The organism is Catellatospora sp. NPDC049609 (assembly GCF_040675365.1).
Classification (GTDB): Bacteria; Actinomycetota; Actinomycetes; order Mycobacteriales; family Micromonosporaceae; genus Catellatospora.
In genome coordinates, this window is record NZ_JBFAOU010000005.1 from 85,868 (window position 1) to 111,893 (window position 26,026).

General features: G+C 74.0%; 28 protein-coding genes. 11 read left to right on the forward strand and 17 right to left on the reverse strand.

All coding sequences use genetic code 11. The features are described 5' to 3' along the window. Positions 1–144: 144 nt before the first annotated feature. The gene (locus AB0J67_RS02680; RefSeq protein ID WP_363475498.1) at positions 145–1,473 is read right to left on the reverse strand and encodes an MFS transporter; all 1,329 of its coding nucleotides are present in this window, start codon (positions 1,471–1,473) and stop codon (positions 145–147) included. A gap of 66 nt (positions 1,474–1,539) precedes the next feature. On the opposite strand from AB0J67_RS02680, the gene AB0J67_RS02685 reads away from it, so the two are divergent. Further along, on the forward strand, positions 1,540–2,181 hold the full coding sequence (locus tag AB0J67_RS02685) for a TetR/AcrR family transcriptional regulator (protein WP_363475500.1): 642 nt from the start codon (positions 1,540–1,542) through the stop codon (positions 2,179–2,181). A gap of 26 nt (positions 2,182–2,207) precedes the next feature. Here the strand turns inward: AB0J67_RS02685 and AB0J67_RS02690 are convergent, their stop codons facing one another. After that, positions 2,208–3,314: a crosslink repair DNA glycosylase YcaQ family protein gene (locus AB0J67_RS02690; RefSeq protein WP_363475502.1), complete on the reverse strand. Its 1,107-nt coding sequence runs from the start codon at positions 3,312–3,314 to the stop codon at positions 2,208–2,210. Positions 3,315–3,431: 117 nt separating this feature from the next. On the opposite strand from AB0J67_RS02690, the gene AB0J67_RS02695 reads away from it, so the two are divergent. The 4 genes from AB0J67_RS02695 (at position 3,432) to AB0J67_RS02710 (ending at position 7,264) form a co-directional block, all read left to right on the forward strand. Continuing rightward, on the forward strand, positions 3,432–4,772 hold the full coding sequence (locus AB0J67_RS02695) for an NAD(P)-binding domain-containing protein (RefSeq protein WP_363475504.1): 1,341 nt from the start codon (positions 3,432–3,434) through the stop codon (positions 4,770–4,772). Positions 4,773–4,893: 121 nt separating this feature from the next. Beyond that, on the forward strand, positions 4,894–5,709 hold the full coding sequence (locus AB0J67_RS02700; RefSeq protein WP_363475506.1) for an SDR family NAD(P)-dependent oxidoreductase: 816 nt from the start codon (positions 4,894–4,896) through the stop codon (positions 5,707–5,709). A 169-nt stretch (positions 5,710–5,878) separates the two neighbouring features. Beyond that, a complete protein-coding gene (locus AB0J67_RS02705; RefSeq protein WP_363475507.1) occupies positions 5,879–6,403 on the forward strand; it encodes a hypothetical protein in 525 nt (174 codons plus the stop codon). A gap of 75 nt (positions 6,404–6,478) precedes the next feature. Further along, positions 6,479–7,264 carry a sterol desaturase family protein gene (locus AB0J67_RS02710; protein WP_363475509.1) on the forward strand — a complete coding sequence of 262 codons (786 nt, stop codon included), beginning with the start codon at positions 6,479–6,481 and terminating at the stop codon, positions 7,262–7,264. Positions 7,265–7,267: 3 nt separating this feature from the next. On the opposite strand, the gene AB0J67_RS02715 is transcribed toward AB0J67_RS02710, so the two are convergent. Then, entirely contained in the window at positions 7,268–7,726 is a 459-nt protein-coding gene (locus AB0J67_RS02715; RefSeq protein WP_363475511.1) for a GNAT family N-acetyltransferase, read from the reverse strand. A gap of 107 nt (positions 7,727–7,833) precedes the next feature. Here AB0J67_RS02715 and AB0J67_RS02720 point away from each other — a divergent pair, with 107 nt between their 5' ends. After that, the gene (locus tag AB0J67_RS02720) at positions 7,834–8,352 is read left to right on the forward strand and encodes a pyridoxamine 5'-phosphate oxidase family protein (protein ID WP_363475513.1); all 519 of its coding nucleotides are present in this window, start codon (positions 7,834–7,836) and stop codon (positions 8,350–8,352) included. 4 nt (positions 8,353–8,356) lie between these two features. Here AB0J67_RS02720 and AB0J67_RS02725 read toward each other — a convergent pair whose 3' ends face one another. Then, positions 8,357–8,851, reverse strand: a complete 495-nt coding sequence (locus AB0J67_RS02725; protein WP_363475515.1) for a hypothetical protein — start codon at positions 8,849–8,851, stop codon at positions 8,357–8,359. 55 nt (positions 8,852–8,906) lie between these two features. Here AB0J67_RS02725 and thpR point away from each other — a divergent pair, with 55 nt between their 5' ends. Then, positions 8,907–9,488: an RNA 2',3'-cyclic phosphodiesterase gene (gene thpR / locus AB0J67_RS02730; protein ID WP_363475517.1), complete on the forward strand. Its 582-nt coding sequence runs from the start codon at positions 8,907–8,909 to the stop codon at positions 9,486–9,488. Between the two features lie 28 nt (positions 9,489–9,516). Here the strand turns inward: thpR and AB0J67_RS02735 are convergent, their stop codons facing one another. From AB0J67_RS02735 to AB0J67_RS02745, 3 genes are read right to left on the reverse strand one after another with little or no spacing between them, the layout of a single operon-like run. Continuing rightward, positions 9,517–9,870, reverse strand: coding sequence for a hypothetical protein (locus AB0J67_RS02735; protein ID WP_363475519.1), 354 nt, complete (start codon positions 9,868–9,870; stop codon positions 9,517–9,519). A gap of 41 nt (positions 9,871–9,911) precedes the next feature. Continuing rightward, entirely contained in the window at positions 9,912–10,586 is a 675-nt protein-coding gene (locus AB0J67_RS02740) for a response regulator transcription factor (protein WP_363475520.1), read from the reverse strand. Next, positions 10,583–11,734 (reverse strand): ATP-binding protein, encoded by a 1,152-nt coding sequence (locus AB0J67_RS02745; RefSeq protein WP_363475522.1) that lies wholly within the window; start codon positions 11,732–11,734, stop codon positions 10,583–10,585. The genes AB0J67_RS02740 and AB0J67_RS02745 overlap by 4 nt, the downstream gene beginning before the upstream one ends. Before the next feature lie 110 nt (positions 11,735–11,844). Here AB0J67_RS02745 and AB0J67_RS02750 point away from each other — a divergent pair, with 110 nt between their 5' ends. Further along, complete coding sequence (locus AB0J67_RS02750) at positions 11,845–13,491, forward strand: hypothetical protein (RefSeq protein WP_363475524.1); 1,647 nt, start codon at positions 11,845–11,847, stop codon at positions 13,489–13,491. On the opposite strand, the gene AB0J67_RS02755 is transcribed toward AB0J67_RS02750, so the two are convergent. Further along, positions 13,482–14,156, reverse strand: coding sequence for an alpha/beta hydrolase (locus AB0J67_RS02755; RefSeq protein WP_363475526.1), 675 nt, complete (start codon positions 14,154–14,156; stop codon positions 13,482–13,484). The two genes, AB0J67_RS02750 and AB0J67_RS02755, sit on opposite strands and share 10 nt — an antisense overlap. A gap of 171 nt (positions 14,157–14,327) precedes the next feature. Here AB0J67_RS02755 and AB0J67_RS02760 point away from each other — a divergent pair, with 171 nt between their 5' ends. Further along, complete coding sequence (locus AB0J67_RS02760; protein ID WP_363475528.1) at positions 14,328–15,362, forward strand: PHB depolymerase family esterase; 1,035 nt, start codon at positions 14,328–14,330, stop codon at positions 15,360–15,362. 41 nt (positions 15,363–15,403) lie between these two features. Here the strand turns inward: AB0J67_RS02760 and AB0J67_RS02765 are convergent, their stop codons facing one another. From AB0J67_RS02765 to AB0J67_RS02790, 6 genes are all read right to left on the reverse strand, one after another. Continuing rightward, entirely contained in the window at positions 15,404–16,384 is a 981-nt protein-coding gene (locus AB0J67_RS02765) for a pentapeptide repeat-containing protein (protein WP_363475530.1), read from the reverse strand. Positions 16,385–16,585: 201 nt separating this feature from the next. Then, positions 16,586–17,350: a hypothetical protein gene (locus tag AB0J67_RS02770; protein ID WP_363475532.1), complete on the reverse strand. Its 765-nt coding sequence runs from the start codon at positions 17,348–17,350 to the stop codon at positions 16,586–16,588. Next, positions 17,347–17,850 (reverse strand): sigma-70 family RNA polymerase sigma factor, encoded by a 504-nt coding sequence (locus AB0J67_RS02775; protein WP_363475534.1) that lies wholly within the window; start codon positions 17,848–17,850, stop codon positions 17,347–17,349. Before AB0J67_RS02775 ends, AB0J67_RS02770 begins: the two co-directional genes overlap by 4 nt. A 167-nt stretch (positions 17,851–18,017) precedes the next feature. Then, the gene (locus AB0J67_RS02780; protein ID WP_363475536.1) at positions 18,018–18,593 is read right to left on the reverse strand and encodes a DinB family protein; all 576 of its coding nucleotides are present in this window, start codon (positions 18,591–18,593) and stop codon (positions 18,018–18,020) included. A gap of 313 nt (positions 18,594–18,906) precedes the next feature. Next, positions 18,907–20,421, reverse strand: coding sequence for a ricin-type beta-trefoil lectin domain protein (locus tag AB0J67_RS02785; protein ID WP_363475538.1), 1,515 nt, complete (start codon positions 20,419–20,421; stop codon positions 18,907–18,909). A 232-nt stretch (positions 20,422–20,653) separates the two neighbouring features. Continuing rightward, positions 20,654–21,526 (reverse strand): hemerythrin domain-containing protein, encoded by an 873-nt coding sequence (locus AB0J67_RS02790; RefSeq protein WP_363475540.1) that lies wholly within the window; start codon positions 21,524–21,526, stop codon positions 20,654–20,656. A gap of 265 nt (positions 21,527–21,791) precedes the next feature. Here AB0J67_RS02790 and AB0J67_RS02795 point away from each other — a divergent pair, with 265 nt between their 5' ends. Next, on the forward strand, positions 21,792–22,613 hold the full coding sequence (locus AB0J67_RS02795; RefSeq protein ID WP_363475542.1) for a hypothetical protein: 822 nt from the start codon (positions 21,792–21,794) through the stop codon (positions 22,611–22,613). Positions 22,614–22,659: 46 nt separating this feature from the next. Here the strand turns inward: AB0J67_RS02795 and AB0J67_RS02800 are convergent, their stop codons facing one another. The 3 genes from AB0J67_RS02800 to AB0J67_RS02810 form a co-directional block, all read right to left on the reverse strand. Then, a complete protein-coding gene (locus tag AB0J67_RS02800; protein ID WP_363475550.1) occupies positions 22,660–23,313 on the reverse strand; it encodes a thymidine kinase in 654 nt (217 codons plus the stop codon). 95 nt (positions 23,314–23,408) lie between these two features. Further along, on the reverse strand, positions 23,409–24,767 hold the full coding sequence (locus AB0J67_RS02805; RefSeq protein ID WP_363475544.1) for an MFS transporter: 1,359 nt from the start codon (positions 24,765–24,767) through the stop codon (positions 23,409–23,411). Next, complete coding sequence (locus AB0J67_RS02810; RefSeq protein ID WP_363475545.1) at positions 24,764–25,546, reverse strand: glycerophosphodiester phosphodiesterase; 783 nt, start codon at positions 25,544–25,546, stop codon at positions 24,764–24,766. The genes AB0J67_RS02805 and AB0J67_RS02810 overlap by 4 nt, the downstream gene beginning before the upstream one ends. Before the next feature lie 150 nt (positions 25,547–25,696). On the opposite strand from AB0J67_RS02810, the gene AB0J67_RS02815 reads away from it, so the two are divergent. After that, positions 25,697–25,918, forward strand: a complete 222-nt coding sequence (locus tag AB0J67_RS02815; RefSeq protein ID WP_363475547.1) for a hypothetical protein — start codon at positions 25,697–25,699, stop codon at positions 25,916–25,918. Positions 25,919–26,026: the final 108 nt, after the last annotated feature.

The following is a 26,026-nucleotide window of genomic DNA, read 5'->3' on the forward strand; positions in this document are numbered from 1 at the left end:
CTAACGATAGCAGAGTCGTTCGTGCTGGCAACGATCAGTCAGGCTCGTCACATCGCGAGCGTCCCCCTGGACGGGGCCGCGGCGCAGCCGTGACGCGGCAAGCGCCACGCGGTGCCGGCGGCCGCTCCCGGAACCGGCGCGTGGTCAGCGCAGCGTGCGGTCCAACGTGTACCTGCGCTGAAGCAGGATCGCGACCACCATCAGCACGGCCGGGACGACGCCGAACCCGAGGCGGATCATCGTGTGCGCCGACGCCGACTGCACGACCGTCGTGCCCGCGCTGCTGGCCGCGAACCCGCCGATGGCCAGGCACGCGGCGTACACGTACGGGCCGAGCGCCCCGCCGGTGGCCTCGGCGGCCGTCCACACGCCGGTGTAGGTGCCCGCGCGGGTGGTGCCGTCCGCGCCGCTCGCCCGGATCACGTCCGGCACCATCGAGAACGGCAGCAGCTGCATCGCGGCGAACGCGACGCCGAGCACCGCGACCGCGCCGACCAGCACCGGCAGCCCGGCGGCGCTGCCGAGGGCGAGCACCAGCGAGCCGAGCACGAACGCACCCTGGGCGATGAGCAGGCCGGGCTGCTTGCCGATGCGGCGGGCCACCACGACCCAGACCGGAGTGGCGATCAGCGCCGGGGCGACGAACGCGGCGACCAGCACGGTGGTCAGGCCGGGGCGGCCGAGCTCGTACTCGGCGAAGTAGGGCACGGCGGCCAGCACCAGGTGGGTGGTGGTGGACATGGCCAGGTAAGACCCGACGAGCCAGCGGAACTGCGGGTCGCGCAGCGCCGACAGCAGGGTGCGCAGGCCCGCCTTGCCGTGCCCCGGCGCGATCGGGCTGGGGGCGGCGGCGGTGAGCCGGCGGACGCCGCCGATGCCGATCAGCATGGTGGCCAGCATCGAGGCGCCGAGCACGAGGCCCATCAGGGCGTAGCCGTCGCGGGTCGGGTCCTCCTTGCCCGCGATCATCGGTGCGAGCACGCCGCTGAGCAGGATGCCGACGGTGAGCACGACCATCCGGAAGCCCATCAGCCGGGTGCGCTCGTGATAGCCGATGGCCAGGTCGGCGGGGGTGGACAGGTAGGGCACCTGGTACGCCGCGAACAGCAGGTTGCCCGCGATGAACGCGACGGCGACCCAGGCGGCGGCCGGGTTGCCGGTCAGCCCGCCGGGCACCAGGAACAGCAGCGCGAAGGCGAGCGGCAGCCCGCAGCCGAGCACCATGAGCAGGCGGCGGTGCCCGCGCCGGGCCAGGTCGGTGTCGGACAGGTGCCCGACCCACGGGTGCAGCAGCACGTCGGCGATCTTCGGCAGCAGCAGCACGAACCCGGCGATCAGCGGCGCCACGGCCAGCACGTCGGTGAGGAAGTAGAGCAGCAGCAGACCCGGTACGGTGACCCAGGTGCCCATGCCCAGTGACCCGCCGGCGAAGGCCAGCATGCCGCCACGGGGAAGACGCGCCGCCTCGTCCATGACTTCTCCTCGCCCGGTCCCGGGTGTAATCCAACGTTCGCTGGATAGTAGGGCACGATGGAGCGCATGACCACACCCCGCCGGGGGCCGGGCCGGCCCAAGCGCACCGACCAGCGCGTCACCCCCGATGCGATCGTCCAGGCGGCGGCCGGGATGTTCGCGCGCCGCGGCTTCGACGCCGTCGGCATGCGCGAGGTAGCCGCCGCCGCGGGCGTCGACGTCGCCACGGTGCACCACCACGTCGGCACCAAGGCCGCCCTCTACGACGCCTGCTTCGCCTGCGTCTTCGCCGACGAGAGCGAGGCGCTGCTGCGTGCCGTCGACGCGGCCCGCGCGGGGCTGGCGGGCGGGCCCGAACCGGCCCTGGCCGCCCTGCACGAGCTGGTCGACGTCTTCATCGACTTCCTGGAGGACCGGCCCGAGACCACCGGCCTGTGGCTGCGGCGCTGGCTCGAGCCCGACCGCCACGCCGAGCTGGACCAGCGCTACTCCCAGCCGCTCTACCAGGCCGTCGAGCAGCTGCTGGCCGACGCCGACGCCGCCGGGCTGCTCGACGAACCCCAGCCCCACCTGGCCGTCCGCAGCCTGGTCTGGTCGGTGCACGCCCACGTCGTGGGCCTGCTGTCCGGTGCGAACGGCGCCCGCCAGCGCCGCGAGTTCCGCACCTACACCCACCGCTGGCTCGACCGCATGTACGCCCCGCGCTAGCCCGCTGCCCGGCGCGGGCAGGCGGCTCAGTCACGCGGCAGGTCCAGGTGCAGGCCGAGCCACGCGGCCAGCTCGCCGATCTCGTGCCCGACCGCTTCCGTCATCGCCTTGGTGAACGGCACGTCCTCGTGGATCGCGTCCACGCGCAGCACCCCGGCCCGCCGGTCGGCCGTCGCGTCGAGCTTGCCGACCAGCCGGTCGCCGTGCAGGATCGGCATCGCCCAGTAGCCCCAGCGGCGCTTGGCGGCGGGCTTGTACATCTCCAGCTGGTACTCGAACTCGAACAGCTCGGTCATCCGCTTGCGGTCGAAGACCAGCCGGTCCAGCGGCGACAAAAGCACGGTCCGGCCGGCGAAGGGCCGGCCGAGCTGTGCCGGGTCGACCCGCCACCGCCCGCGCACGCCCTCGATGACGGCCGCCTCGCCCGCCTGCGCCACGTCGGCCGGCGCGACCGGATGGGCCGCTCCGCTGCTCCGGGCGATGCCCATCGACGCCAGCCACCGCCCGCCGCGGACCCGTGCCGCCTGCTCGGCGGGGACCACCCGGTCGTCCGGGTAGATCCGCTCGGCCAGGTCCCACAGGCGCCCGCGGTGGTCGCGGCCCGCGACGGCCACCTCGCCGCGCGCCTCCATGAGGTCCAGCAGCTTCAGCACGTTGCGGTCGTTGGTCCAGCCGCTGGACTGCCACGGGACGTCGCAGGTGTCCGGCAGCTCCCGGGCCGGCAGCGGCCCGTCGGACCGCAACCGGGCCAGGATGTCGAGCCGGCAGCCGCGGTTGGCCGCGACCCAGTCCCGCCGGAACTCCTGCCACTCCGTCAGCTCGCCGCGGCCCGGCCAGTCGGCCATGTCCGCGCGGTGGAGGGCGAGGTCCGCCGCCGGCCTGATCATGCCCTGCACCTCGACCAGCGCCTGGTCACCCAGCGCCTGCTGCAGGTGCGCCGGACGGTATGCCGAGCCCAGCCGGCTCCACAGCACCAGGTCGGCGTTCGGTGCCACGGCAGCCGTCTGGTCGAACTGCAGCAGGGTCAGCCGCCGCACCACCTCCGGCAGCGACGTCGGCCGCGGCCGGTCGAGCAGCTGGGCGCGCACGGCGATCCGGCGCGCCTCGGCACGCGACAGCTCGTGGACCGACACGCCCCGAGCCTACGGCCGCGCGCCGACATCGACCGGCCCGGAGGACCGCCGGGCTTGACGAGCGGGGCCGGCACGGTCCAATATCCAACCGACGTTGGATATTGGGGAGGGTACGCGATGACGCCACGCGTCGCCGTGATCGGCGCCGGTCCGGCCGGCCTGGCCACGCTCAAGGCACTGGCCGACCGCGGCGTGCCCGCCGTCGCCTTCGACGCCGCAGCGCAGGTCGGCGGCCTGTGGGTGTACGGCGCGCCGCACTCCTCGGCGTACCGCACGCTGCACCTCAACACGTCGCGGACCCGCACCGAGTTCGCGGACCTGCCCATGCCCGCCGACTGGCCCGACTACCCCGACCACACCCGCATCGCCGGCTACCTGCACGACTACGCCCAGCGCTTCGGCCTGCCGGCATCCGTGCGGCTGCGGCACACGGTCACCGGCGTCGCCCGCGACGGCGACGGCTGGCGGGTCACCGCCGCCGGGCCCGACGGCGTCACCACCGTGCACGTCGAGGCGGTCGTCGTCGCCAACGGCCACAACACCCGCCCCCGGCTGCCCTCCCCCGCCTACCCGGGCGAGATCGCCGCCGAGCAGCTGCACAGCCACGACTACCGCGGCCCCGAGCAGCTCGCCGGGCGGCGCGTGCTCGTCGTCGGCGGCGGCAACTCCGCCATGGACATCGCCGTGGACGCCTCCCACGTCGCGCCCCGCACCCTGCTGTCGCTGCGCCGCGGCGTCTGGATCGTGCCCAAGCACCTGCTCGGCAAGCCGTCGGACACCCTCAACGGCGCGCTCGCCAAGCGGCTGCCGTGGCGCGTACGCCAGCGCATCAGCCAGACCATGCTCCGTTTCGCCGTGGGCCGCATCTCGGCATACGGCCTGCCCGAGCCGGAGCACGGCTTCCTGCAGGATCACCCGACGCTGTCGGACTCGCTGCTGTCGCGCATCAGCCACGGCGAGATCGCCGTGCGGCCCGGCATCGACCGCTTCGACGGCGACCGCGTCCACTTCACCGACGGCACCGCCGACGAGATCGACCTCGTCGTGTGGTGCACCGGCTACGACATCGACCTGCCGTTCCTCGACCCGGCCCTGCTCGGCGACGGCGCCGACAAGCTGCCGCTGTTCCGGCACGTCTTCCACCAGCAGGCCCCCGGCCTGATGTTCGTCGGGCTCATGCAGTCCACCGGCTCCGGGCTGCCCGTCGTCGAGGCGCAGGCCCGCCTGGTCGCCGGCCACCTGTCCGGCGCGTACGCGCTGCCCACGCCCGCCGCGCAGGCCGCCGACATCGCCGCCGAGCACCGCGCCGCCCGCGAGCGCTGGGGCGAGCGCCGCCCCGCCATGCGCATCGACTTCGACGCCTACCTCGCCCTCGCCGCGAAGGAGCTCGCCGACGGCGCCGCCCGCGCCCGCCGCGGCCAGGGCGTCACCTGGCGCGCCGGGGCGCCCGCCCGATGAGGACCCCACCGTTCCCCCGGCCCCGCAGCATGCGGAGAACGTCCGATGAGCAGTCCGGCCCGGCAGCACCAGGAGAACGTCCGATGAGCAGTCCGGCTCGGCAGCATGAGGAGAACGTCCGATGAGCACACTCGACGGCAGGCGCGTCATCGTCACCGGCGCCCACGGCACCTTCGGCCGCATCCTGTGCGCCCGGCTCGAACTCGCCGGCGCCCGCGTCGTCGGCCTCGACCTGCATGCCGGCACCGTCGGCACGACGCCGGTGCTCGCCTGCGACCTCACCGACGGCGACGCCGTGCCCGCGGGCGTCGCAGCGGCCGTGCAGACCCTCGGCGGCCTCGACCTGCTGATCAACAACGCCGGGGTGGGCGGCCCCGCCCCCGCCGAGCTGCCCCCGGGCGACGCGGCCCGCACGCAGCTGGAAGTCAACCTGATGGCCGCCTGGCACACCACCGCCGCCGCCGTGCCCGCGCTGGAACGCAGCCGCGGCCGCGTCGTGTTCGTGTCCAGCCGGATGGCCCTGCTGCCGCTGCCCCTGGCCGCCGCATACGGTGTCAGCAAGCGCGCCCTGGTCGCGTACGCCGACGCGCTGCGCCTGGAGGTCGGCTCGCACATCGGCGTCAGCGTCGTCTACCCGAGCATGGTCGCGTCACCGATCCACGACGCCACCGCCCAGGCCGGCCTGTCCCTGCAGGGCGTCTCCCGGTACGAGCCGGTCGAGGGAGTGGTCGCCGCGATCCTGCGCGCCGCGACCGCCCGCAAAGCTCCACGCGACGTCGCCACCACCGGCCGCGGCCGCGTCGAGCTGTTCCTGGCCCGCCACCTGCCGTCGCTCGCGGGCGCGATCGTGCGCCGCACCATCCGCACCCGCATCGCCGCCGGCGACCTCGACCAGGCCCCCCTGGCCGCCGGCATGCTCCGCCGCGCCGGCCGCTGACCCGCCGCCGCGGGCGCGACTGCCGCGATCAGCCGTCGCACGCCGCCTGTCAGTCGTCGAACTGGACGGCTCGAAACCGTCGTACCGCCGTGGGACCGCGCTCCGGCGCCGGACAGGCCGGCGCGGTCATCGGAGGGGCGTCATGGGAGCTTCGAGCTGGAGTTCGCGAGTGCCCTATCAGGATGATCTCGAAGCCGCCCTCCAGCGCGCCCGCTGGGACGCGTACGACCGGGGCGCGTTCTACCGCGGCGAGCCCGACACCCGCGCTCAGTCGATGAGCGAGCAGGAGTACGTCGCCTGGATGGTCGCCGAGCAGCGCGCGAGCATCGTCGAGGCGTTCGGCGAGGACGCGTGGGAGCCGGACGACACGATGGCCCGGGACAGCTGGCGCTGCGCGCAGATCATGGTGTGCGATCCGGACACCTTGCTGGAGTCGCAGCCGTTCTCCGGCACGCACTCGGTGATCGACATGACCGGTGTCGCCGACGAGCCGGCACCCGGCATGGTGGCGCCCGTGCCGCCCGAGATCCTCGACGAGGTGTTCGGCACCCGCCGGCCGAGCGACGCCCTGGTCGCCCAGGCCGTCGCCGAGTACACCCTCGACGACTTCGGCCGCTGGCACGGCGCGTACGTGGTGGCGTACGACGGCGACGTCCCGGCCGCCGTCCACTTCTTCGGCCACAGTGGAGACTGACCACCGCGCGCCGCACACCGGCCGGGCCGGTCGTCGGGGCGGCGGCGCACGCCCGGCGGCTCGTATCCTCCACCCATGCATGAGCTCGCCGCGTACGTCGCAGGCCTGCCGCTGTGGGGCGCGGCGCTGCTCTTCCTGGTCGAGAACACGCTGATCCTGGCGGGCGGCGTCGCGCTCGGCAACGCCGTGCTGCGCCTGCCGGGCGTGGTGCGGCTGCTGCCCGACCCCGGACGTGCGAGCAGCCTGCAGCGGTGGCTCGCCGCCTGCACCGTGCTGCTCAACACCGCTGTCACGCTGGCCGGCTGGAAGCTGTGGACCCTCGGCGTGATCCGGCTCGACCTCGACGCGAGCTGGCGGATCGCGCTGGACCTGCTCGTGCTGGTGCTCGTCATGGACCTCGCGTCGTACGCCGGCCACGCCCTCGCCCACCTGCCGCGGCTCTACCCGCTGGGGCACCGGCTGCACCACCGGTTCGTCGACGCGCGGCCGATCACGCTCTTCGCGCTGCATCCGGGCGAGGTGGTCGCCTTCGGAGTGCTGTGGCTGCTGGTGCTGGCGGTGGTGCCGTTCAGCGTCTGGGCGCTGCTGGGATACACCGTGGTGAACCTGGTCTTCGGCGTCTTCGGTCACCTCGGCGTGGAGCCGCTGCCCGAAGGCTGGCGCCGGGCACGGATCTTCGCGGTCGTCGCCACCCCGACGATGCACACGATGCACCACCTGAATCCGGCTCGCAACCTGGGGTTCTACACGACGATCTGGGACCGGCTGTTCCGGACGCTGGACGACGACTACGACCGCCGGCGCACCGGCCGCGCGGCGCCGCCGATCATCGCCCCGGCGGTGTCGCCGGGACCGTCGTAGGCGTCAGCCGCCGACGAGCACGTCGTCGAGCCCGGGGCGGCCGAGCATGAACACGACATGGCGGACGGTCAGCCCGGTGCCGTCGTCGACATAGGGCTCACCGGCCACGCGCGCACCGCACCTGACGTAGAAGTCCACCGCCGACTCCCGGGCGTCGGCCCACATCACCTGCTCGCCGCAGGTGCGTGCCAGGTCGGCGACGGCGGCGAGCAGCCGCCGCCCGCAGCCGCGGCGCTGGTACGCGGCGCCGACGGCCATCGCCCAGAAGTACCGGGCGGCGACCTCGGGCTCGTCGGGACACGGCCACCGCACGTGTGACACCGCCGCGACGACCTCGTCGCCGTCGACGAGAGCGAGATGGCGGGCACCGCCGCCGTCTATGCGCGTCGCCGGGACGGTCCAGCCGAGCACCTCCGACCGCAGCCGGTAGGTCGCCGCCGCGGCGACGTCCGCCAGTTCCATCCGGCCACCCTAGTGCGGGAGCCGCGGGCGCGGTTGCCGATCTCATCGGTCCGGAACCGCCGTCGCTCCTGCGCCGCGGACCGTCCCGCCCTGGCTAGAGTGGCCGGATGCGCGAAACGCCCGAAGAGCTCGGCGAGCTCCAGGCCCTGCTCGATGCCTCGCTCGCCCGCTCCACGCCGCACCTGCGCTCGATCGTCACCGAGCGCACCGTGACCGCCGAGCAGCTCACCCGGATCCTGACCGGCATGTGCACGCTCGCCCTGTCCACCGTGACGGCGAAGGGCGAGCCGCGGATCAGCGGCGCGGACGGGCACTTCCTGCACGGCAGGTGGCACTTCGGCACCGCGCGCGGCGCCGCCAAGGCCCGCCACCTCGCCGCCCGCCCCGCCGCCAGCGTCGCGCACATGCGCGGCGAGGACCTGGGCGTGTTCACGCACGGCACGGTGGAGATCCTCAACCCCGCGCCGGGCGAGCCGGCCCCGGACTGGCCGGACCTGCTGGCGTACTTCAAGGACTTCTACGGCGACGACGCCTTCGACTGGGACAACGACGTGGTCTACTACCGGCTGCACCCGCACTGGATGACCGTCTACGCCCCCGACGTCGCCAAGCTCACCGCCGGGTGACCGCCTACGGCGAGTGCCGCTCGGGCTGCGGCACCGGCGACCGCCCGCGCTCGTAGCGCCGGGCGCGCTCACCGACGGAACCGGGACGGCCGCGATACCGCGGCGGCACGAGCCGGTGCGGCCGGTTGTACGCGTTCACCACCCACTGCAGCACCGTCAGCGGCACGGCGGCCGCCAGCAGCACCGCCGCGAGCAGGCCGGTGACCGACAGCACCACCGTCAGCGCGACGTCGAGGGGAGTCCCCTCGTCGACGCCGAGCATCTCGTACGCGAGCACCGCCGCACCGGTGGCCGCGAAGCCGCCGCACCAGGCGGTGACCGCCAGCAGCCCGCTCAGGTAACTGCGCGCGGAGATCGCGAAGATGCGGAAGCCCTCGAGCGGCGGGCGGCGGCGCTCACCGCGCCAGACCGGCGGCAGGGCGCGCCACAGCCAGACCAGATACGGCGGCAACCCGAGCGCGAGAGCCGCACAGACGGCGGGACCCACCACGTCCATCACACGCGGCAGGGTAGGCCGTCCGCGCCACCGGCCGACCGCGCTAAGGTGATCGGCCGTGACCCAGCGCCTGTTCATCGCGATCTACCCGCCCGCCGCGGCGATCGTCGACCTGGCCGCTGTCGCCTCGCAGCTGCCGTTCAGCCGCCCGCACGCCGACGGCCTGTCGCTGCGCCCGGTGCCACCGGAGCAGTGGCACGTCACCGTGGCGTTCCTCGGCACCCTCGACGACGCGCAGACCGCCGCCGCGCAGGCGGCGATGACCACGGCCGCCGCCGGCACCGCGCGTGCCCCGCGGCTGCGGCTGACCGGCGGCGGGCGCTTCGACAACGGCCGGGCCGCCGCCGCCTGGACCGGCCTCGACGGCGACCTGGACGGCCTGCACGACCTCGCCACCAGGGTGCGCACCGCGCTCACCGGGGCTGGTGTTCCGTTCGACGCGCGCCCGTACCAGCCGCACCTGACGCTGGCCCGCCCCGGTGACCGGCTCGACGAGCAGGAGTGGCGCGAGGTCCTGGACCGGCTCGACGCGTACGCCGGACCGGCCTGGCCCGCCGCCGCCCTGTCGCTCATGCGCAGCGACCACCCGGTGAGCAACCACTACACCGAGATCTTCGCCGCGCCGCTCCCCCGCGGCTGACCTTCCGAAGGCGACAGCGCCCACCCGGTCACGGCCCGCAGGCCCTGACCTTCCCGTCGGTACGCGGCCGCGGCGCGCCCTCGACGTCGACGCAGATGCCGTACACCCGGGCGTGGCCGGTCCAGCCGTTGACCCGGCCCCGGTTGTTGCTGATCTGCACGCGCCCGTTCGCCGCGTCGACCGCGGAGACGAGGTGCAGGTAGACGGTGCCCGCGACGCGGGCCAGCACGATGTCGCCGACCTGCACCGCGGCCGGGTCGACGGGTGCGACGGTCACCTGCTCGCGGCTGCGGATCAGCGGCACCATCGAGTTGCCGGTCGGCCGGAACCGCACCGTGGCCCCGGCGGCGACGCGCGCCGCGACGGCGTCAAGCGCTCCCATGGCCGTCAGGATGCCCGCCCGCGCCCGGCGCGACCACCCATTTAGCCGCCGTCAGCGCCCCCGGCGACGCGGTAGCCGACGCCGGGCGTGGTGGTGATGACCGCCGGGTCGCCGAGCTTGCGGCGCAGCCGCCCCACCGTCACGGTGACCGTGTTGGTGAACGGGTCGGCGTGCTCGTCCCACACCTGCTCCAGCAGGTCCTCCGTGGACAGATACCCCGGTGCGGCCCGCAGCAGCGCTTCCAGCAGCGCGAACTCCTTCACCGACAGGTCCAGGGGCCGGCCGTCGCGGGTGGCGGTGCGGCGCACCGGGTCGAGTTCGAGACCGGCGGCGCGCAGCGTGCGGGCGCGGGCGGCCGGCCGCCGCCGGGCCAGCGCGCGGATGCGCAGCACCAGCTCCGGGAAGTGGAACGGTTTGGCGAGGTAGTCGTCGGCGCCGAGGGTGAGCCCGCTGACCCGGTCGCCCGGCGCGCCGGCCGCGGTCAGCATCAGCACCATCGGCCGGACGTCCCGCTCGGTGACCATCTGGCAGAGCGTGTCGCCGTGGATGCCGGGCAGGTCCCGGTCCAGCACGACCACCTCGTACGCGTTGACGTCGAGCTTCACCGCGGCGGCCAGGCCGTCGTGCGCGACGTCGACGGCCATGCCCTGATCGCGCAGGCCCTCGGCGACGACCTCGGCCAGCGCCCGCGCGTCCTCGACCACGAGTACCCTCATCGGGCGTCCTCCCGCATCCCGGCGGTCGACGGCAGCCGCACGGTCACCCGCAGCCCGCCCTCCGCCGGCGCGTGCAGGTCCACCTCGCCGCCGTGGGCGGCGGTCACCGCCGCGACGATGGCCAGCCCCAGGCCGGAGCCGTCGTCGGAGCCGGTCCGGTCGGCGCCGAGCCGCTGGAACGGCTCGGTCAGCAAGGCCACCCGGGCGGGATCGAGCACGGGCCCGCCGTTCTCGACGAGCAGCTCGGCGATGCCGTCCCGCTCCGCCGTCGCCACGCGTACCCGGCCTCCGTCGCGGTTGTGCAGCACCGCGTTGTCGACGAGGTTCTGCACGAGCCGGGCCAGCAGCGTCGCGCTGCCGGTGGTCCACGCCGGGTCGGCCCGCCCGTCGGCGTGCACGGCCAGGCGGCGCGCGCCGATGTCGCGGCCGCGTTCGGCCAGCGCCTGCTCGGCCAGCGCCCGCAGCGACACCGCCGCGCGGTCGGCCAGCGCGCCGTGCTGGGCGCGGGCCAGCATGAGGAAGCCGTCGAGCAGCCGGTCGACCCGGTCGAGCTCGGTGCGGACCCGGCCCGCCAGCGCGACCGTCTGCGCGGGCACCGGCTCCGGCTTGGCCATGGCCACGTCCACCGACGCGCGCATCGTCGCCAGCGGCGTACGCAGCTCGTGCGAGGCGTCGGCGACGAACCGGCGCTGCGCGGCGAACGACGCCTCCAGTCGTTCGAGCAGATCGTCGATGGTGTCGGCGAGGGCCTTGACCTCGTCGGCTGGTCCGGCGACGGCGAGCCGCTCGTGCAGGTTGTCGGCGGTGATGCGGCGGGTCGCGGCGGTGACCGTGCGCAGCGGGCGCAGCACCCGCCGGGAGACCACCCGGCCGAGCACCACCGACACGATCGCCATCACCAGCAGCGCGACCAGCGAGCCGAGCAGCAGCCGCCGCGACTGCAGGGCCTCCACCTCGTTCAGCCGTTCCTGCAGCAGGTGGATGTGCGCCCGCGCCTGCGCGAGGTCGGCCTGCGGCGCCTGGCCCGGGGCGGCGACGGTGGTGTCCTGGAAGGCCAGCAGGTTGGTCAGGGCGAGCAGCCCGAAGCCGGACACCAGGAACAGCGCGGCATACAGCAGCGTGAACCGCCACCCCACCGTCCTGCCCATCGGACCCTCCCCCTCGTGCGCGAACGTCCAGCATGCCGCGCCGGACCTAACAGCGGCATGACAGCGGCGGTTCGGCCGGCGTTAGGTGCGTCTGGCGTAGAACCGACGCCATGCCTACCCCCGGAGAACTCCCCACCGCCCTGCGGGCGCAGTGGGCCGCGCTGCGCGCCGGACGCGGCCGGATCATCGCCCTGGCCGCCGCCGCGCTCGCGGTGCTGCTGCTCGGCCTGCTGCCCGCCGTGACCAACCGCAGCTCCTGCAGCGCGGGCACCGTCGAGGTGCCCTGCCCCACCGCCCCGGCCGGGCCTGACGGCGCGCCCGTGAGCGACGTCGCCTTCTTCGCGCACCGACCGCTCGGCGAGCGCGGGGTGATCACCGTGCGGATGACCGACATGACCGGGACCATCACCTACCCGCCGCCGGACCACGACGAGATCGTGCCGGGCCTGGTGCCGTGGGCCAAGGCCGGGATCATGATCAAGGACGGCACGCGGCAGGGCGCCGACTACGCCGCCCTTCTGATGACCGGCGACCATGGCGTACGCATGCAGCACGGCTTCCGCCACGACGTGGCCGGCCGGCCGGGCCGGGTGTCCCCGCAGGAGCCGCGCTGGCTGCGGCTGACCCGCGACGGAGACACGGTCACCGGGGAGGAGTCCGCCGACGGCACGACCTGGACGCGGGTCGGCACCGCCCGGCTGCCCGGCCTGCCCGCCACCGCGCAGGTCGGCCTGTTCGCCACCTCGCCCAGCGACCTGACCCTGGTCGAGGTCGGCCTCGGCGGCCGTATCGGCCAGGCGCGTTTCACCCAGGCCGTCGGCTACTTCGACCACGTCACCGTCGAGGGCGCCGCCGCCGGTCCGTGGCAGGCCGACACCATCGGCGAGCTGGGGCACACCGACTGGGAGAAGTACCACCGGCCGGCCGGGCTGGTCGAGCGGGACGGCACCCTCGCCGTCACCGGCTCCGGCGACATCGGCCCGATCAGCACCGAGGGCGGCACCAACCCCGAGACCGTGCTGCTCGGCCTGGTCGTGGCCCTGATCGTGGTCATCGTGGTGGGCGCGCGCTTCGCCGTCCGCCCCGGCGCCGCGGCGGACACCAGGGGCGCAGCGGACGCCGCGGGCGTGGCGGACACCAGGGGCGCGGCGGACACCAGGGGCGCGGGGAACGGCACGGCCGCGGACGCCACGGACGCTCCGGACGTCGCGGGCGCTGGGCGGTCGCTGGTCGCGAAGGCCCTGGTCCTCGGTGGCGTGGTGTTCGCCGGCGGGCTGGTGACCGCCGCGGTCACCCTGACCGCCGGGACGATGCTGCTGCGGCACGGCGGCCAGGCGGTAGTGCCGTTCGCGCCGCTCACCGGGCTGCGGGTCGCGGCCGGGGCCGCCGCGCTGCTCGCCGGGGCCGCGATGCTGGCCGTGGCGCTCGGCGCGCTGCTGCGGCGGACCTGGGCCGCGGTCACCGCCGGGCTGGTGCTGGCCGTCCTGCCGTACCTGCTGGGGGCCGTCCCGCTGCTGCCGGACGCGGTGGTCCGCTGGCAGCTGAGCCTCACCCCTGCCGCCGGGTACGCGATGCTGCAGACCGCCCAGGAGTATCCGCAGGTGATCGCCCACTACGTGCCGTACGCCGGGTACTACCCGCTGCCGGGGTGGGCGGGCCTGGCGGTCCTGGGCGGGTACGTCGCGCTGGCGCTCCTGCTCGCCGTCCGGTCGCGCCGCGCCGGCGGCACCGCACCCGCGGAGGCCGACTACCGGTAGCCGGCCGGCCCCTGCTCTGCGGCGTACGCGTGAAGACGATCCGCCAGCTCGCGCGGACGGCTCAGGGCAGGGGTGTGGCCGCCGTCGATCTCGTCCGGCGCGACCCCCAGCCGCTGTCGGGCGACCCGGCGCAGGTAGGGGGCGGGGAAGATCCGGTCGTCGCGGCAGATGAGCACGCGGGTGGGGACATCCGGCCAGGCGGCGAGCGGCGAGGGCTCCCCCAGGCGCGCCTCGGACTGCTCCCGCCCGCGCCGCAGCGCCTCGGCGGCCAGCTCCGGCGGGACGTCCTGGTAGAACAGGTCGACCGGATCGTCGTACGACTCGCGCTCCTCCTGGTCGTAGCCGGTGTGCGCGCAGAAGTCGGCGGGCGCCTCGCCCGGCGCGGGGATCATCGGCGCGACGAGCACGAGCAGCTTCGCCGGCACCCGCGCGCAGACCAGCGGTGCGGTGAACCCGCCCAGCGACTGGCCCACCACGACCAGGTCGGTCCGGTCCCCGACGGCGTCGAGCACGGTCTGCGCGTACTCGGCCAGACCGGCGGAGTCGTCGTCGCACGGCAGGTCCGGGGCCAGGGTGTGGTGGCCCCGGCCGCGCAGCTCGGCCTCGACCAGATGCCAGTACCAGCCGACGTCCCCGGCACCGTGGATCAACACGAACGTGGCCACTGTCCGCTCCTTCCGCCGTGCCGGGCCGGCACGGGCACCCTCCCTCCCTACCCCGCCCCGGGTGGCGGCACGCGCCATGGCGAGGCATCGAAAGATGTGGCTGGAACGGATGGGAGCGCGCGTCGCGCGGGCCTACGGTGGCGCCACCCCTGTCACCGGAAGGAGTCGGTCATGTCACCATCACGTGTCCGCACCGGCCTCGCGGTCCTCGCCACGCTGCTCGCCGTCCTCGTGCCCGCCGCCCCCGCCGCCGCGGCGACGCCGTACACGGTGCCGCCGACGCCCGGCACCCTGAAGACCTACAACATCTCCGCCGTGTACGTCGCCGGCGTCTCCTCCGGCGGCTACATGGCCACCCAGCTGCACGTGGCCTACTCGGGCCGGATCAAGGGCGCGGCGGTGTTCGCGGCCGGCCCCTACTACTGCGCGCAGTACAACGCGAGCCGGGCGCTGTCGGCGTGCGGCGACAACCTCTGGTCGACGCAGCTGTCCAGCCTGCAGTCGTACACCTCGCTGTGGTCCGGCTACGGCTGGATCGACCCGCCGTCGCAGCTGTCCGGCGACCCCGTCTACGTCTTCCACGGCAGCAACGACACCACCGTGAAGAAGTCGGTCACCGACGACCTGGTCCGGTACTACCAGCACTTCGGCGCGAGCGTGCAGTACCACGCGGGCTCGTCGGCCGGGCACGCCTGGGTCAGCCCGTACGGCACCGGCGCCTGCACCGCCACCGGGTCGCCGTTCGTCAACGACTGCGGCACCGACCCGCAGCAGGCGATGTTCGCCAAGCTCTACGGCTCGGTGAGCCCGCGCAACACCGGCCCGCTGACCGGCACGCTGGTCAGGTTCGACCAGAACACGTTCGCCGTCAACGGTTTCGCCGCCGGGCTGAGCATGGGCGGCAGCGGGTTCGCGTACGTGCCGAGCGGCTGCGCGTCGGGGCAGAGCTGCCGGCTGCTGGTCGCGCTGCACGGCTGCGCGCAGGGCTACGACGCGGTCGGCACGGCGTTCGTCGACCGCGCCAACCTCAACCAGTACGCCGACACCAACCGCACGGTCGTGCTCTACCCGCAGGCCACGGCCAGCGGCGTGAACCCGTACGGCTGCTGGGACTGGTGGGGCTACCTCGGCTACACCAACTACCCGATCAAGGGCGGCCTGCAGCTCGAAACCATCATGAACATGGTGCGCCGCCTCGACGGCTGACGCTCATCGGGCCCTGTCCGCCCGCGGGCAGGGCACCCCGCTCACACCAGCAGCATGCGCAGCAGCATCGCCGCTTCCGGGTCGATGAGCGTACGCAGGTCGACCAGCGCCTGGTCGGCGCCGCCCGAGACGCCCATGAACTTGCGCAGGTGCTGCATCCGGCCGCGCGCCTCCTGCGCCGCGTGGTCGTCGCGGCCGTCGAGCCGGGCCAGGCCGGCCTCGACCCGGTGCACGCCGCGCACGACCACCAGGGCCGGGTGGTCCGGCAGGGTGACCCGGTCGAAGTTGACGCCGCGGAAGTCCACGTCGTCGAACGCGGTCACCCCCGCCATGTCCACGTCGAGCATCGGGTTGGGGCCGACCTCCCGCTCGGGCTCCAGCACCCGGCCGTCGAACACGACCTCGCGCAGCACCCCGGCGAACCGGCAGCGGATCAGGCTGGCCTGCCAGAAGTTGGTGCACTCCAGCTGGGCGTGGGAGAAGTCGACGTCGGTGAAGCTCGCCACGCCGCAGCCCAGCCGGGACAGGTCGGCGTGCCGGAAGTCGACGTTGCGCAGCCGGTTGGCGCGGTTGGCGTACCAGCCGCCGACCGACGAGCGGCCCAGCTCGGCCGCGAGGAACGAGCTGTCCGACACGTCGGTCGCCCACATCCGCAGGCCCACGCAGTACGCCCCGTCGAACAGGCTGTTGTCGACGACGCACCCGAACAGGCGCAGCCGGGGCAGGTGCGCGCCGCGCAGGTCGAGGTCGCACAGCCGGGCCCGCTGGAACTCCAGCGTCGCCGCGACGGAGGCGAACTCGAACGTGAACGTCATCCCGCCCGCCTGGCGGGTCGCGGCGTCCGGCTCGACCGCCCGCGGCTCGGGGGCGCCCAGGCCGCGCAGGTCCCAGCGGCCGTCGATCCGGTCCAGCGGCAGCCCGTCGAGGCGCTCACCCGAGCGCAGCCGCCGGAGCACCTCGGTCTGCAGCTCCGGGCCGCCGGCCACGAGCCAGCGCTCGACGAGCGCTTCATCGTTCAGCATCGCGAACCCCTCGCATCGACGCGACCGCAGGGTGAGCCACGTGGTGCCGCAGCTCAACGGCCTGTTGGCGATCAAAAGTAGGGGGACCCGCCCGGCAACTCAACAGGTCGCTGTCCGGCATGCCGGAGTTGTCGGGATGCGTTACCGAACCTTGACCAGGCCGGGCGTCCCGCCGGCGTACGGCGCGACGCCCGGCCCGGCTCAGCCGTGCCGCACCGGCAGCTCCTGCCTGCCCGCCGGCGTGACCGCGACGATCTTCGTGATCTCCGAGTAGGCGTGCGACGCCTCACCGGTGTCGGCGAGCAGGTACCACCCGTCGCCGAGCTCCGCCTCGCGGACCACGCCGCCCGGGAAGTGCACCTCGACCCTGGTCGTGCCGTCGGGGACCCGGCCGAAGGCGTACGCCGCCGGCGGGTCCTGCCCCCACGCCGCGGACACGTTGCTCAACCGGCCCGGCGGGTGCGCCGGATCCATGTCTGTGGTCAGGTTCGACTGGTCCACGTCCACCGCGTGCTGCTCGTCGCCGAGCCAGCACGCCACGTTGCGGTCGTCGTCGGCGTACACCAGCAGGCGCAGCCTGCCCGGGACCAGCCCCCGCTCGAAGCGCAGCGGAGGCAGCCCGGCCATCCCTGCCGCGACCAGCTCCGGCCGGGCGAGGTCGGCGCACCGGCCCTGCGTGGTGGTGGCGCTGCTGGACGGCCGCGGCGGCTTGCCGGGCGGCGCGGACGCCGACGGCACCGCCGGTTCCGGGTCCAGGCCGAGCGGTCGGCCGCCCAGCAGGAGCCACGCCGTGCCGAGCAGCGCGAAGCAGACCAGCGCGGCGGTCACGGCGACCACCGCCAGGCTCAGGCCGACGCGCGGGCGCGGGCGCGCGGCGGTGATGCGCGACAGTGGCACGGCCAGATGGGTGTCGCGGTGCGCCCGGCGGACCAGTTCGGCCAGGCGCGCGTCGTCGTACTCGGTCATCGCCGCTCCTCCCAGGCCAGGCGGGTGCCGTCGCCGACGGCGACCGCGAGCTGGGCGCGCAGCGTCGCCAGCGCGCGGTGCAGGTGCACGTGCACGGTCGCCGCGCCGATGCGCAGCGACCGGCCGGTCTCCTCGGCCGACAGGTCGGCCAGCAGCCGCAGCGCGACCACCTCGCGCTGCCGCCGGGGCAGGGCCATCACCAGCGCGCGCAGCCGCGCGTCCAGCCCGCCCGGATCGGGGTCGCCCCGGCCCACGTCGGGCGGGTCGGCGAGCCGCTCGCGACGCAGCCGCCGCCACCACGAGCGCTGCTCGTTCAGCGCGGTGCGCAGCACCCACGCGGTCGGATCGGGGTGCGCCCGGACCGCCTCCCAGCGGGCGTACGCCCGGGTGAACGCCTCCGCGACGGCGTCCTCGGCGCCCGGTTGCCCGCGGGTGGCCACCAGCACCGCCCGGTAGACGGCATCCTTGCGCGCCGCGTAGAACTCGCCGAAGTCGTCCATCGACACCACCTGAGACGGGAACCTGCTGTCGTAGGTAATACGCCCGGCGCCCGCCGCGCCTTTACCGGCCGGGTGCCACGTCCGGCCCGCGGCGCTCTCCGAGCGCGCCGAGCGGCCGGGCTCCGGCCGCGGGCGATCCGCCGGCGTAGCGTCCGGCCTGGTCGCGCCTACTCGCCGCGCGCGGCGGCGTCGAGGGCGGCCTGCTCCACCCGCCGGTGGTGGTCGCGCCACCACGCCTCGTCGACGGGCGGCAGGTTGCCGTGTCCGGGCAGCAGCCCGACCCCGCCGTCGATGAGCTCCCGCACGATGTCGGCGTGGCCGACGTGCCGTTGCGTCTCCGCGGTCACGTGGACCAGGACGTGGTGCAGGGTGACCTCCTGCTCGCGCCACCACGGCACGCGGCCGACGGCGTCCAGCCCGAGGGCGTCGATGGTGGCGTCGGCGTGGGCGATCGCGCGACGGTACCGGTCGACGATCTCCTCGCGGGTCTCGTCCGCGGTCGCCCACATGTCGGCATTGGGCTCGGCCCCCTCGCCGACATACGGCAGCTCGTGTTCGAACGGCCGCCCGAACACGACGCCGAAGTAGAGGATCTCCCCGACGGCCGCGTGTTTGACCAGCCCCAGCAGGTTGGTCGCGGTCCGGGTCAGCGGGCGCCGGATGTCGTACTCCCCTAGCCCGTCGAGTTTCCACAGCAGCGTCTCGCGGCCGTCCTTCAGATAACCGTGCAGATCCGCCTTCATCGCGCCACTATGGCAGCCGGGCGGTGCCCCCCGCTGCCCCTAGATCCACAGTCGACGCGCGAAACAGTCCGGATGCTCATCAACGGCCAGGCCGGGGCAGATCTGGTGCGGCCGGCGCGCGGGATTGGCCTCCCCCGTGGCGGCCAACCCGCGCCGGTCGCGCCGCGCGCAACGAGGGGGACGGCGTACGCCGACCCCCTCGGAAGATCCTGCTAAACCGCGCCGCCGCCGTCGAGACATTCGGCCACCGCCGAAACAGGCAGGCACACGTGGGGGACGCCGGTCGCGGCCGGCGTCCCCCACGATCACCGGCTCAGCCGCGCCACCACTTCTGGTTGGCGCCGCCGGTGCAGTCCCAGGTCTGCAACGGCGTGCCGGTGCCACCCCAGGCGGTGACGTCCACACACTTGTTGGCCTGCGGGTTGACCAGGTCACCCGCGCCGGTCAGCACGAACTGCTGGGCCGGGTTGCCACTGCACCCCACGATCTGGATCGCCGCGCCGGGGGCGGTGGAGCCCCAGGCCACGTCCATGCACAGGCCGTTGACGGTGCGGATCGTGCCGTCGCCGGGGAACGTCCAGTTCTGCGCGTTGGTCCCGTTGCAGTCCCACAGCTGCAGCCGCTGGCCTTCGACGAAGTTCGAGTTCGGCACGTCGATGCACTTGTTCTGCCAGCCGATGATGCGGCTGGCGCCGCCCCCGCCACCGGTGGTGGTGAGGGTGAGGCCGTACGCGCCGAGGATCTCGTTGACCGGCTGGTAGAACGTGGTGCCGCCGGTCGAGCAGTTGCCCGAGCCGCCGGAGGTCACGCCCTGCGCCTGGTTGCCGCTCAGCCACGCCCCGCCGGAGTCGCCGCCCTCGGCGCACGCGGTGGTCTGGGTGAGGCCGTACACGGTGCGGCCGCCGGAGTAGTTGACGGTGACGTTCTTGGCCTGGATCACGCCGCAGCGCCAGCCGGTGGTGCGCCCGGACCGGCAGATCGACGCACCGATCGCGGCCTCCTGCGAGCCGGCGACGGCCGCGTTGCCGCCCGCGTAGTTGTTCACCCACGGCCGGGGCGTCCAGTTCGCGTTGGTACGCACCCACGCGTAGTCGTTGTTCGGGAACGACGATCCGGCGAAGGTGCCCTGGGCCACGTTGTTGTAGCCGAGGGTGGGGCTGTTGACGCCGCCGCAGTGCCCGGCGGTGACGAAGCCGCCGTTGTTGACCGCGAAGCCGACCGAGCACAGCGTGTTGCCGTTGATGACGTACTGGTCGCCGCCGCGGATGTCGTACAGCGGCCGGGGCGCCTCGCCGGTGGTGATCCGCAGCGCGGCGGCGTCGACTCCGCTCGCCTTCGCGAAGCGGCGGGCCGCGGCGGCGTCGGTGGCGGCCACGGTGACGGTGTTCGCGGCGACGTCGACGTACCAGCCGTGGATCTGGTTGCCGGCCGCCGCGGCGCGCCGGTCCAGCTTGGACTTGACGCCGTCGAGCTGCTTGAGGCTGCGGCCGACGAGGGTCGGCACGGCGCCCGCGGCACGGGCCTGGGCGGCGCCGGCCTCGTCGAGCACGCCGACCTTGAGCCTGCCGTCGCCGGGCGAGAACCATGCCCCACCGAACCTGTCGCCGAGGCGCGCGCGGACGGCGCGTTCGACCACGGGTGCGCCGGCCTCGTGCGCCTGGCGGATGCGGGCCTGGTCGGCGCTGAGGCCGAGGTCGCGTTGCAGTGCCTGCTGCATGGAGACGGCGGCGGCGGAACCGGTGTCGGGGGTGGGGGCGGCGGATGCGGGGATGGGGGCGGCCAGCGCCACGGCGAGCACCGCCGCGCCGGTCAGCGCAAAGGGTCTCACGTCGGTCCTCCGGGGGTGGGACGGATCAGGGCGTGAGAGCGCTCTCAAGAAAGAGACTTTACTGTCACCCTCCGCGAAGTCAATAGATGTCAGTCAATTACTCTCCGTGCGCATCCGGCGCGGTATGCGTCGTCAGCACGGTCACCGGGGAGGGCGGTAGCACGCGTCCCGCCGCGGCAAAGGACGGGTGATCGGACCGTCAATCCAGCCAGTGGGCAGGGCTCGGCAGGAGTCAGGCCCCGTGGAGGGCCTCGCGGGCGCGGGCGAAGACGGCCGGGGGCGCCTCGTCCGGCCCGTCCTCGTCACCGGCCAGGGCGGTCAGGGTCGCGCTCACCGCGACGTCGGCGAGCCTGCGCAGCTCCGCGGCGGGCACGTTGTCGCGCAGGTAGTCGAACTCCTCTTCCTCTTCCAGCTCGGCGTGCTCGACGACCGCGTCCCGCAGGTTCGCCAGCTTCGTCACGAAGTCGTCGTGCTCCAGGCCCAGCGCGTGCAGCTCCGCCAGATCCTGCTCGGCCTGCTCCTCCTCCTCGGCGCGCGCGTCGACCACGGCGTCGCCGTCGGCCAGCCGCGCCCGCGCCAGCGGATGCACCAGCACCTGCTCGATGCTCTCGTGCACCGCGAGCAGGCCCACCAGCCGGGCGAACAGTCCACGACGCTGCGCTCCGCGCGAGCGCCCCAGCTCGACGAACAGGTCGGCGATCTGCTCGTGCTGCGCCAGCAGCAGGTCGATCACGTCCTCCTCGCGGTCCAGGTCCGGCAGCGGTACGCCCGCCGCCGACGGCACCCGCTTGGCGGGGCGCGCCGGCTGCGGCGTCCGCGACGAGGGTGCGTGGTCGTCCGGGGGCACCACGCTCTTCTTGCCGGTCGCCACCTTCGCCATCGAGCGGGCCCGCTGGTCGGAGTGCATCGTCTTGAACAGCTCCCGGACCAGCTCGTCCTTGCGCATGGCCGAGGTGCCGGTCACCCCGGCCTCGCGCAGCAGCGCCCGCAGCTCCTTGACCTTCAGCCGGTACACGTCGGCCTCGCTGCGCCCCTGCGCCGCCGCGCTGCCCGGCCGGGCCGTGCCGGGTTCGGGCTTGTCGTCGGCCGCATCGCGCTGCGCCATCCCGCGCTCACCTCACATAAGTCCGTTTCGTCACCATCCTGACGGAAACGCCACCCTGGCCGGGCCGAAACCGGGCACAACCACCCGCGAGATCACCAGACCTCGTCCACTGCCTCACCGGCGAGAACCGGCCGGGTCGCGCACCAGCCGCAGCCGTCTGCCCGACGGCGTGGCGAAGCGGGCGGTCCACCCTCCGCCGCCCGGACCTTGCTCCCACCGTCGCATTCGGACAGCATGAGCGCACACCACATCGACGGGGGCCACCATGGACACATCACCACCGCGACGCCTGCCCACCCGCCAGGCCGGAACGATCGCGCTGTGCGCCGCCTCGTTCAGCTTGATCGTGCTGGTGGTGCCCGGTCACGTGGCCGTCTTCCACGATCATTGGGCGTCGCTGTACGGCCCCGGCCACTGGGCGCTGTGCGCCGTCCTGGCCGGCAGCGGCCTCGCCCTGCGGATCGCCCGGCCCGCCGTCGCGGGCGTCGCCGCCACCGCGGGCGCCCTGGCCGCCGGGCAGCTGGCCGCCACCGGCGTCTGGGCGGTCCGGCACTGGGAGCCGTTCACCGGCATGGGCGGCGCGGGCGAGAGCATCCTCGGCATCCTGCGCCCGCTCGCGGTCGGGCTCGCCGTCGCCGGTGCCACCGCGGCCGCGGCGTGCGTGCTGGCGCTACGCGCCGCCGGGGCATGGGACCCCGCGGCGAGCGGCCCGCGCCGATTGGCCCCGGTCGCGATCGGGGCGCTGCTCAGCGTCGGGCTGCCCATCCTGCTGCTCGGCGGCCTGACACCGATCACCCTGCTCGGCACGTACGGGCTGCTGTTCGGCCTGCCGTGGGGTGCCGCCGTCGCCGCGACCGGCCTGCTGCGCCGCGACGCGGCGATCACCGCGGGCGCCATGGCCACCGTCGGCCCGCTCGCCGTCACCGGCTGGAACGCCGCCTGGGAACTCGGCTACGGCCTCGGCTGGCAGCCCTACATGACGCTGCTGCCGGCCGTGGCGCTGGTCGCCGCCGCCACCGCGGCGCTGGCGGTGCGCCGCGTCCGGCCGACCGGCCCGGCCGAAGCCTCGACCGCACCCCTCACGTGACGCGTGCCGCCCGCCGGGGCAGCGCGGCTTCGACCATGAGAAAGGACTACTCGCGGCCCAGGTCGCCGGTGCGGTAGTGGCGGCGGCACAGGACCTGGTAGCGGACCTCGGCCGGGTCGTCGGCGGCGGTGTCGCCGATGACGACCTGCTCGCCCTCGCGGGCCACGGTCCCGCCCACGATCCGCGCGTTGAGCAGGCCCTCCCGGCCGCACCAGCAGAGCACCTCGACCTGCAGCCGGTGCACCTCGTCGGCGAGCTCGAACAGCCGCTGCGCCGCCGGGAACAGCCGCGAGCGGAAGTCGGAGGCCAGCCCGAACGCGTACACGTCGACGTCGTACCCGTCGACCAGGTCGGCGAGCTGCTCGATCTGCTCGACGGTGTAGAAGCAGGCCTCGTCGCAGATCAGGTAGTCGATCCGGGCGCCCTCGGACCACTCCTTGCGCACCAGCGCGATCAGGTCGAGGTCGTCGGTCACCTCGACGGCGGTGTGCGCGAGGCCGATCCGGGTGGTGACCTGCGGGCCCATCGACCGGTCGTTGCGGGTCAGCACCAGCCCGCGGCGGCCCTGGCGGCCGTGGTTGTGATCCATCTGCAGGGCGAGGGTGGACTTGCCGCAGTCCATCGGGCCCCAGAAGAACTTGAGCGCGGCGCCGTGGCGCAGCCTGCCGTCCCCGGCCGAGACGCAGTGCGCGGGGGCGATCGTGGGTTCCTCAGCAGCCGTCACGGAGGGGCAGCCTACTGGCTACCCCTCCGTCAGCGGGAATCCATGACCGCGATTGCCGTTGGTACGGCGTGTCAGAGGCGCTCCGGCGGCGTGTTGCCCGCCTCGGTGATCGCCCGTCGCATGGGCACCCGCAGCAGCAGCACGAACCCGAGCCCGAAGAACACGATCAGCGAGATGATCGCCACCCGGTAGCTGCCGGTCAGGTCGTAGGCCAGGCCGAACAGCAGCGGGCCGAACCAGCTGGTGCCCTTGTCGGAGATCTCGTAGAGGCCGAAGTACTCGCCCTCCTTGCCCTTCGGGATGAGCTGGCTGAACATCGACCGGCTCAGCGCCTGGCTGCCGCCGAGCACGATGCCGATCGCGCCGCCGAGGACCACGAACGGCACCGCGTTGCCGTACGGCAGGAAGTAGGCCGCGACCAGGATGAACGTCCAGCCGACCAGGGTGCCGAGCACGGTGCGCCAGGCGCCGAACCTCTTGGCGAGCCGGCCCAGCAGCATCGCGCCCGCGAACGCCAGGAACTGCACCATCAGGATGGTCGGCATCAGCACGGTGTTGTCGAAGCCGAGCTGCTCCGAGCCGTACGTACCGGCCATCGCGATGACGGTCTGGATGCCGTCGTTGTAGATCAGGAACGCGATCAGGAACGACAGGGTCAGCGGGTACGCCTTCAGCCCCTTGAGCGTGTGCTTGAGCTGACGGAACCCGTCGAGCAGCACCGAGCCGCGCGCGGGCCCCTCGATAGGCGGCCGGTCGCGCAGCCACAGCAGCGGGAACGTGGTGAACAGCGCCCACCACACGCCCGCCGACACCAGCGACCAGCGGGCGATGTCGCCCTGGTTCTCCTCGCCGCCGATCAGCACCACGATCACGTTGAACAGCAGCAGCAGACCGCCGCCGAGGTAGCCGAAGGCCCAGCCGCGGCTGGACACCCCGTCGCGCTCGTTCTCGTTGGCTATCTGCGGCAGGAACGAGTTGTAGACCACGACGCTCGCGCCGAACGACAGGTTCGCCACGAGGAACAGCGCCGCCCCGAGCTCGTACCGGTCGCCGGTGAGGAAGACCAGGCCGCAGGTGGCGGCGGCGCCGAGGTAGGCGAACAGGGCGAGCCAGAACTTCTTGCGCGGGGCCCGGTCGGCGATCGCGCCGACCACCGGCAGCAGCAGCACCTGCAGCGCCACCGACAGCGAGGTGGTGTACGCGAACAGCGCGCCGGCCTTGAAGGACAGCCCGAGCAGGTGCACGTCGCCCGCGGCGTCGGCCCCGTTCTCGGCGATCGCGGTCAGGTACGGCCCGAGGAAGGCCGTGACGACCGTGGTGGAGAAGGCGGAGTTGGCCCAGTCGTAGAAGTACCAGCCGACACGCTCGCGTTTGGTGCTCTCGCCGTAACCCTCGGCAGGGGTGGGGGGTGCGCTGATGTCAGCGGTCATGCAAGGTCCTTCCAGAGGCCCCGGTGCGTGAAAACTTCCCGTAACACGTCGATGCGATCGGTCATGATGCCATCCACACCGAGATCAAGTAAGCCCTCCATCACGGCAGGATCGTCGACCGTCCACACGTGGACCTGCAGCCCCAGCGCGTGCGCGTGGGCGACGAAGCGCCGGTCCACCACGCGCAGCCTGCCGAACCTGATCGGGACCTGCGCCGCCACCACCGACGGGGGCAGCACGAGCCGCCGGCGCACGCGCGAGGCCAGCCACAGCCGGGCCGTCTCCCGCTGCGCCAGCGACGTCGCGTACGCCGGACCCGCCAGCGCGCGCACCCGGTGCAGCCGGGCGTCGGAGAAGGAGGCCAGCAGCACCTGCGCGGGCGTGGCCCGGTCGTGCACGGCGGCCACGGTCGGCTCGACGGCCGCGTCGGACTTGATGTCGATGTTGAAGCGGACCTCCGGCCAGGCGTCCAGCACCTCGTCCAGCCGCGGCACGGCGGCCGCCCCGCCGACGCGCACCGTGCGCAGGTCCGCCCAGGTCATCGTGGCGACCGCCTGCGGATCCCCGGCGACCCGGCCCAGCGTGGCGTCGTGCAGCACCACGGCGACCCCGTCGCGGGTGGCGTGCACGTCGGTCTCGACGTACCGGTAGCCCGCCTTGACCGCCCGGTCGAAGGCGTCGGCGGTGTTCTCGTCCCCGGCCGCGGCGCCACCCCTGTGGGCGAAGGCGAGCGGCGGCGCGGCGAGATACGGATGGGAAGGACCCTGCGGCGTCTCCATCTGCGAAAGCTTGCCACCCGCGGGTGCGCTCGCGTGGCCCGCGTACTGACCGCTCGCCAACAACGGGCGACATCGGTGAGAATGTCCGCACCACCGCGTCGAAACGAATCGATCTTTCCCGAAACATGATGTTCGTGAAGGGGTGCTCAGGTGGCCGAGGACGACCCTGTGGACTGGCTCCGCCGGCTGTCTCCGGTGCAGCGTGCGCTGCTGGACCGGCTGGCCGACGGCGCGACGATAGCCGCGGCCGCCGCCGCGGAGTACCTGTCGCTGCGCACGGCCAACCGCCGCATCGCCGATCTACGCCAGGAGCTGGGCCTGACCAGCACCCGCGAACTGGTCGCCGCCTACCGCTCCCGCCGCTCCGGATAACCGTCCCCCGCTGTGGCATGTTCTGCCGTGCGGCCAGACGGTGCCCATGCCGCCGTGCCCGATCGCGGTGCGTAGTGAGTAGCGTCCGCCGATGACAGTGCCCGGAGC